General features: G+C 71.3%; 5 protein-coding genes. 3 read left to right on the top strand and 2 right to left on the bottom strand.

The window, feature by feature from the left end; all coding sequences use genetic code 11:
* Window positions 1-919: transporter substrate-binding domain-containing protein (locus tag V7050_RS17445; protein ID WP_324410920.1), on the bottom strand; the 919-nt coding region annotated here is incomplete at its 3' end.
* A gap of 527 nt (window positions 920-1,446) precedes the next feature.
* On the opposite strand from V7050_RS17445, the gene V7050_RS17440 reads away from it, so the two are divergent.
* The 3 genes from V7050_RS17440 to V7050_RS17430 all read left to right on the top strand — a co-directional run bounded on the left by V7050_RS17440 (window position 1,447) and on the right by V7050_RS17430 (window position 4,643).
* On the top strand, window positions 1,447-2,478 hold the full coding sequence (locus V7050_RS17440; protein WP_324366092.1) for a LacI family DNA-binding transcriptional regulator: 1,032 nt from the start codon (window positions 1,447-1,449) through the stop codon (window positions 2,476-2,478).
* A 206-nt stretch (window positions 2,479-2,684) separates the two neighbouring features.
* Window positions 2,685-3,623: a 2-hydroxyacid dehydrogenase gene (locus V7050_RS17435; RefSeq protein WP_324366082.1), complete on the top strand. Its 939-nt coding sequence runs from the start codon at window positions 2,685-2,687 to the stop codon at window positions 3,621-3,623.
* A 93-nt stretch (window positions 3,624-3,716) separates the two neighbouring features.
* The gene (locus tag V7050_RS17430) at window positions 3,717-4,643 is read left to right on the top strand and encodes a 1-phosphofructokinase family hexose kinase (RefSeq protein ID WP_324366080.1); all 927 of its coding nucleotides are present in this window, start codon (window positions 3,717-3,719) and stop codon (window positions 4,641-4,643) included.
* Window positions 4,644-4,709: 66 nt separating this feature from the next.
* On the opposite strand, the gene lipA is transcribed toward V7050_RS17430, so the two are convergent.
* Window positions 4,710-5,666 carry a lipoyl synthase gene (gene lipA / locus V7050_RS17425; RefSeq protein ID WP_324366078.1) on the bottom strand — a complete coding sequence of 319 codons (957 nt, stop codon included), beginning with the start codon at window positions 5,664-5,666 and terminating at the stop codon, window positions 4,710-4,712.
* Window positions 5,667-5,873 lie beyond the last annotated feature (207 nt).

The following is a 5,873-nucleotide window of genomic DNA, read 5'->3' as shown; positions in this document are numbered from 1 at the left end:
GCGCCGGCGCATAATGCACGAATGCCGCGATGCCGTCCTCGGTCAGCGCCGAGAGCCCCGCCGCGACATCGGCATATCCCACGGGCTCGGCCCCGAGCGCATGCACCGCCGCCTGCGCCATGCCGCCCTCGACCACGCCGATCCGCAGATGCGCCAGATCCCGCGGCGACTGCTTCAGGAGGTCGAGGCGCTGCGCGTTCATGCTGGCGGAGAGCTGCGCGGTGACCACCGCGGTCAGGATCAGCGCGCAGAACATCCAGAAGGTCGCGAGCAGCCGCCCGCGCAGGGTGATCGGCACCTTGTCGCCATAGCCGACCGTGGTCATCGTTACCGCCGCCCACCAGAAGCCGCTGCCCAGCCCCGGACCCGGCGCCGGGTCGAAGGTACCGCCGTTGCGGCGGCGTTCGGTCAGCCAGACCAGCGCGCCGGCGACGAAAGAGAGCGTGCAGAGCAGGATGACGGTTATGATGAATTCGCGCGAGGCCAGCGCCCGGAAGGTCGCCGTCACCCCGTCCCAGGGCTCCCCCGCCACCGCCATGCCGAGTCCGGAATGGTAATAGGGATAGCTGAAATCGACCTCGGCCTCCCGGGCAAAGCTCATGCTCTCGGCCGCGATCGAGAGGTCCAGATCCCCCGCCGCGACCCCCGCGATCATGGTCCCGGCATCGACCTCGCGCCATTCGAACCGGCGCCCCAGCTTTCCCGCGATCCTCTCCCAGAGCGCGATGCTGAGCCCGCTCCAGCGCCCGTCCGACTCCCGGATCACGAAGGGCGGCGCCTCCCGCGTGCCGACCACGAGGACCTTTCCATCGTCGTCCTGGGCAGCGGCCGGGCAAGGCGCCGCGGCCGAGAGCGCCAGCATCGCCACGGCGAGCGCGGCACGAAGCCGGCGCCCCCAATCGATCGACCCTGCTCTCATGCGCCTCGCCCGTGCTGCCCGCGGCGCGCGCCAGACTATGCGGCGCGACCCGCCGCCTCAAGGGCGCGGGCGCTTGGCTGCGGACCATCGCATCCAACGTTCATTCTTTCTCCTTCGACCGTCCCGCCACAAATGAGGGCAACGCCCGGCCCGGGCGGAAGCGAAGCGCCCGCGTCCTGCCGGAGGCAGGCCTTCGGCGTGACGGGGCGGGGCGGGCGCAGTCCGGCGGTGCCTGGCCTCGGCGGGATGGTGACGCTGGGCGCGCTGGAGTTCGGGCGGAGGGGTCGCGTTGCGGGACGCAATTCCCGTGCTCCTAGCTCCAGCGAGGAGCGCGGTGGCAATTCATGGCCATTCTTTCATTGATTCAACGGTCTAAATCGATTTAGAATAGCCTTCGGACGCCTCGCGCTCCATCGTGGCGTCCGCGGAGATCGCATGCTGCTCGAAGGCCGTGCCTGCATCGTCACCGGCGCCGGAGCGACGGTCGACGCGCTCCCCGGCATCGGCCCAAGTGACGCGTGCCGACCATGACATCCAACAAGTCCCGCCGTCCGACCCAGCGCCAGATCGCGCAGCGCCTCGGCCTCTCGCCCGCCACCGTCTCGCTCGCGCTCCGCGACAGCCCGATGATCGCCGCCGAGACCCGCGCGCTGGTCTGCGAGGCGATGCGCGAGGCGGGCTACGTCCCCAATGCCGTGGCGGCGAGCCTGCGCACCGGGCGCAGCAAGATCGTCGGCGTCAGCTTCCACAACATCGCGCATCAGTTCTTCGCCGAGATGCTGATCGCCATCGAGAAGCGCTTGACCGAGGGCGGCACCGCGGTGCTCATCAATAACCACGACGAGAATCCCGAAAGCCTGGTCCGCTTCGTCGAGACGCTGGCGGCCTATGGCGCGGACGGGCTGATCGTCTCGCCGCCGCCGCATGTCACCGTCGAAGTGCTCGCGCCGCTGCGCCGCCGCGGCGTGCCCATCGTCTATGTCTCGCGCCACATCCGCACCGACGCCGGCGCCGACCGGGTCATCAACGCCGATCACGCCGCCATGCGCGCCGCCACCGGCAGGCTGCTGGCGCTGGGCCACCGCCGGCTGGTGCTCGTCGGCGGCGATCCCGGCACCACGGTCGCGGAGGATCGCCTCTCGGGCTTCCGCGCCGAACTCACGGCCGCCGGCCTGCCCTGGAGCGACGATCTCTGGCTGCGCTGCCGGCCGCGGCTGGTCGAGGGGGCGGCGGCGGCGCTCAGGGCGCTCGACCGCGACCCGCCCCCGACCGGCATGGTCTGCTTCAACGACCTGGTGGCCTTCGGCGTGATGAACGCCATGCGCTCCCGCGGCTGCGAGCCGGGCCGCGACATCGGCGTCGTCGCCCTCGGCGGCACCGAGGAGGGCGCCGCCTTCCACCCCTCGCTGACCACCGTGCTCGACAATCCCGGCAAGATCGGCCGGCTGGCCGCCGAGATCCTCGCCGCACGGATGAAGACCCCCGAGGCCGCGCCGCGCCACGTCATCCTGGATCCGAAGCTGCTCGTGCGCGAAAGCTGCGGCGCGCGCCGCGCCTGACACGCCGGCACCCGGACGTCCACGATCCCCCGGGATTCCGCCGCCTCCGGTGGCTTGCCTCGCTTCCAGGGAAAGCCGCTCCCCGGGACTCTCCGCAGCTCCGCCCCGCCCTTCACCCTGACCGCGGCCCGCCCGGCTATTGTGCAGGCTCCCGGGGCAGGTCAATACTCCCCCGGGGCCGGGAGAGATTGCAGGGAGATGCCGTCATGAAGCCAGTGCTAGTCCAGATCGCGCCGATGCTCGAGAGCGTCGAGACCAGGCTCGGCGAGGCCTATGAGGTGCACCGGCTCTGGGAGGCCGAGGACCGCGACGCCCTGCTCGCGCGCATCGGCGGCACGGCGCGCGGGGCGGTCACCAACGGCCATCACGGCATCGCGCCGGCGGTGCTCGAGCGCCTCGGCGCGCTGGAGATCGTGGCGAGCTACGGCGTCGGCTACGACGCCATCGACATCGCCGCCTGCAAGGCCCGCGGCATCCGCGTCACCAACACGCCCGACGTGCTCAACGACGCGGTGGCCGAGCTCGCCGTCGGCCTCATGATCGCGCTCTGCCGTCGCATCCCCCAGGCCGACGCCTGGATCCGCGCCGGCAACTGGCCCTCGGGCAGCCTCGGCCTGACCGGCGAGCTGACCGGCGCCCATGCAGGCATCCTCGGCCTCGGCCGCATCGGCAAGGACATCGCCCGGCGGCTCCAGGCGATGAAGATGCGCGTCTCCTACCACGGGCGCCGCGAACAGCCCTTCGAGCCCTTCACCTTCTACGCCGATCTCGCCGCCATGGCCCGGGACGTCGACTGGCTGGTGGTGGTCGCGCCGGGCACGGCCGAGACCCGCGGCATCGTCTCGCGCAAGGTGCTCGAGGCGCTCGGCCCCGAGGGCGCGCTGGTCAATGTCGCCCGCGGCTCGATCGTCGACGAGCCGGCGCTGGTGGAGCTCCTGGCGAGCGGCGCGCTCGGCGGCGCCGCCCTCGACGTCTTCGCCGACGAGCCGCAGGTGCCCGAGGCGCTGCTCACCATGGAGAACGTCGTGCTCTCGCCGCACCAGGGCTCGGCCACGCGCAAGACCCGCGCCGCCATGGGCGATCTGGTGGTGCGCAACCTCGCCGCGCATTTCGCCGGCGATCCGCTGCCGACCCCGGTCGCCTGAGCCCGCCCTGGCTTCAACCCTAACGCGGCTTGAACCCCGCCGCGGCGATCCGCTATCGGGGTGCGACGCGCCCGCAACGCGACGAGGCCCGCCTTGAAACCCATCGTGACGCTCACGCTCAATCCCTGCATCGACGGCGCCTGCGAGGCCGAGCGCATCCATCCCAGCCACAAGATCCGCACCTCCAACGAGCGCTACGACCCCGGCGGCGGCGGCATCAACGTCGCGCGGGTGATCGTCGAGCTCGGCCGCCCCGCCCTGCCCGTCTATCTCAGCGGCGGCGCGACCGGATCGGTGCTCGACGAGCTGCTCGCGTTGCGCGGCTTCGACACAAGGCCGATCCGCATCCGCGACCACACCCGCATCAGCCACGCGGTCTTCGAGACCTCCACGGGCCGCGAATACCGCTTCGTGCCCGAGGGCCCGCTGGTCGAGCCCGCTGACTGGGCAGCCTGCCTCGCGATCCTCGACGGGCTCGATTTCGACTGGCTCGTGGCGAGCGGCAGCCTGCCGCGCGGCATCGCGCCCGATTGCTACGCCGATCTCGCCGGCCATGCGGCCCGCCGCGGCGCCCGCTTCGTGCTCGATACCTCCGGCCCCGCGCTGGGGCTCGCCATCGCCGGTGGCGGCGTCCATCTCGCCAAGCCGAGCCTCGGCGAGTTCCGCGCCCTGACCGGTCTTCCGCTCGAGACCGAGGAGGAGATCGCCGCCGCCGCGCTCGACCTAGTGCGCAGCCGCGACATCCGCCTCATTGCCGTCACCATGGGCCACCGGGGGGCGCTGCTCGCCACGAGCGAAGGCACCCGGATCCTGCGGCCGCCCGACCTGCCGGTCCAGAGCGCCACCGGCGCCGGCGACAGCTTCCTCGGCGCAATGACCTTCGCGCTGGCGGAGGGCCGCAGCCCCGAGGACGCCTTCGTGCTCGGCGTCGCCGCCGGCAGCGCCACGGTGCTGACCCCCGGCACCGGCCTCTGCCTGCGCGCCGACGTGGAGCGGCTCTACGCCAGCCTCTCGGCCTGAGCGCCGGAGAGCCTGGCACGCCGCCCGGAAGCGGGCCCGCCCGCGATCCGCTCAGACCGGCGCCGTTCAGACCGGCCCGAGCTTCTCCATCCGCGCCGCCCGGAGCCGGGCGAAATCGGCGCCGGCATGATAGGAGGACCGGGTCAGCGGCGTGGCGGAAACCATCAGGAAGCCCTTGCCCCAGGCGGCCCGCTCAAAGGCGGCGAATTCCTCCGGCGTGACGAAACGCGCCACCGCGTGATGCTTCGGGGTCGGCTGCAGATATTGCCCGATGGTCAGGAAATCCACGTCCGCGGCGCGCATGTCGTCCATCACCTGCGCCACCGCCTGCCGGTCCTCGCCCAGACCCACCATGATGCCGGACTTGGTGAACATCGCCGGGTCAAGCTCCTTGACCCGCTGGAGAATCCGCAAGCTGTGGAAATAGCGCGCTCCGGGCCGGACCTCCGGATAGAGCCCCGGAACCGTCTCCAGGTTGTGGTTGAAGACATCCGGTTTCGCCGCCACTACCGTCTCGAGCGCCGAGGCCGGGCATTTCAGGAAATCGGGCGTCAACACCTCGATCGTCGTGGTCGGGCATTTGCGCCGCACCGCCCGGATCGTCTGGGCGATATGCGCAGCACCCCCGTCCTCCAGGTCGTCCCGGTCGACCGAGGTGACGACCACATGGTTGAGCCCCAGCTTCTCCACCGCCACCGCCACCCGCGCCGGCTCGAAGACGTCGAGCGCGTCCGGCCGCCCGGTCGCCACGTTGCAGAAGGTGCAGCCGCGCGTGCAGATCTCGCCCATGATCATCATGGTGGCATGGCCCTGGGACCAGCATTCGCCGACATTCGGGCAGCCGGCCTCCTCGCAGACGGTGGTCAGGCGGTTCTCGCGCATGATCTCGCGGGTCTTGCGATACCCCTCCGAGCTCGGCGCCTTGACCCGGATCCATTCCGGCTTGCGCAGCACCGGCGCATCGGCGCGATGCGCCTTTTCGGGATGACGCTGCGCGCGATCCTTGATGTCTCTGGTGCTCATGCCCGCTCCCATATGCATTCGCGCAACACTCTAGTTCGCCGGCGCCGGAAAGTCAGCGGGCAAACGCGCGCCCCTTGCCCCCCGCCCCCACAACCCCGATATGCTCGCCGCGGATGACGGACAAGGCCTTTCCATGACATTGCTCCTGCCCCTCGGGGCGATCGTTCTCGGACTGGCGGGCCTCGTCTGGAGCGCCGACAGATTCGT

It is taken from the genome of Amaricoccus sp. (assembly GCF_036846665.1).
Taxonomy (GTDB): Bacteria; Pseudomonadota; Alphaproteobacteria; order Rhodobacterales; family Rhodobacteraceae; genus Amaricoccus.
Note: the sequence above shows the minus strand (reverse complement) of the source record. Positions and strands in the feature narration are given on the sequence as shown.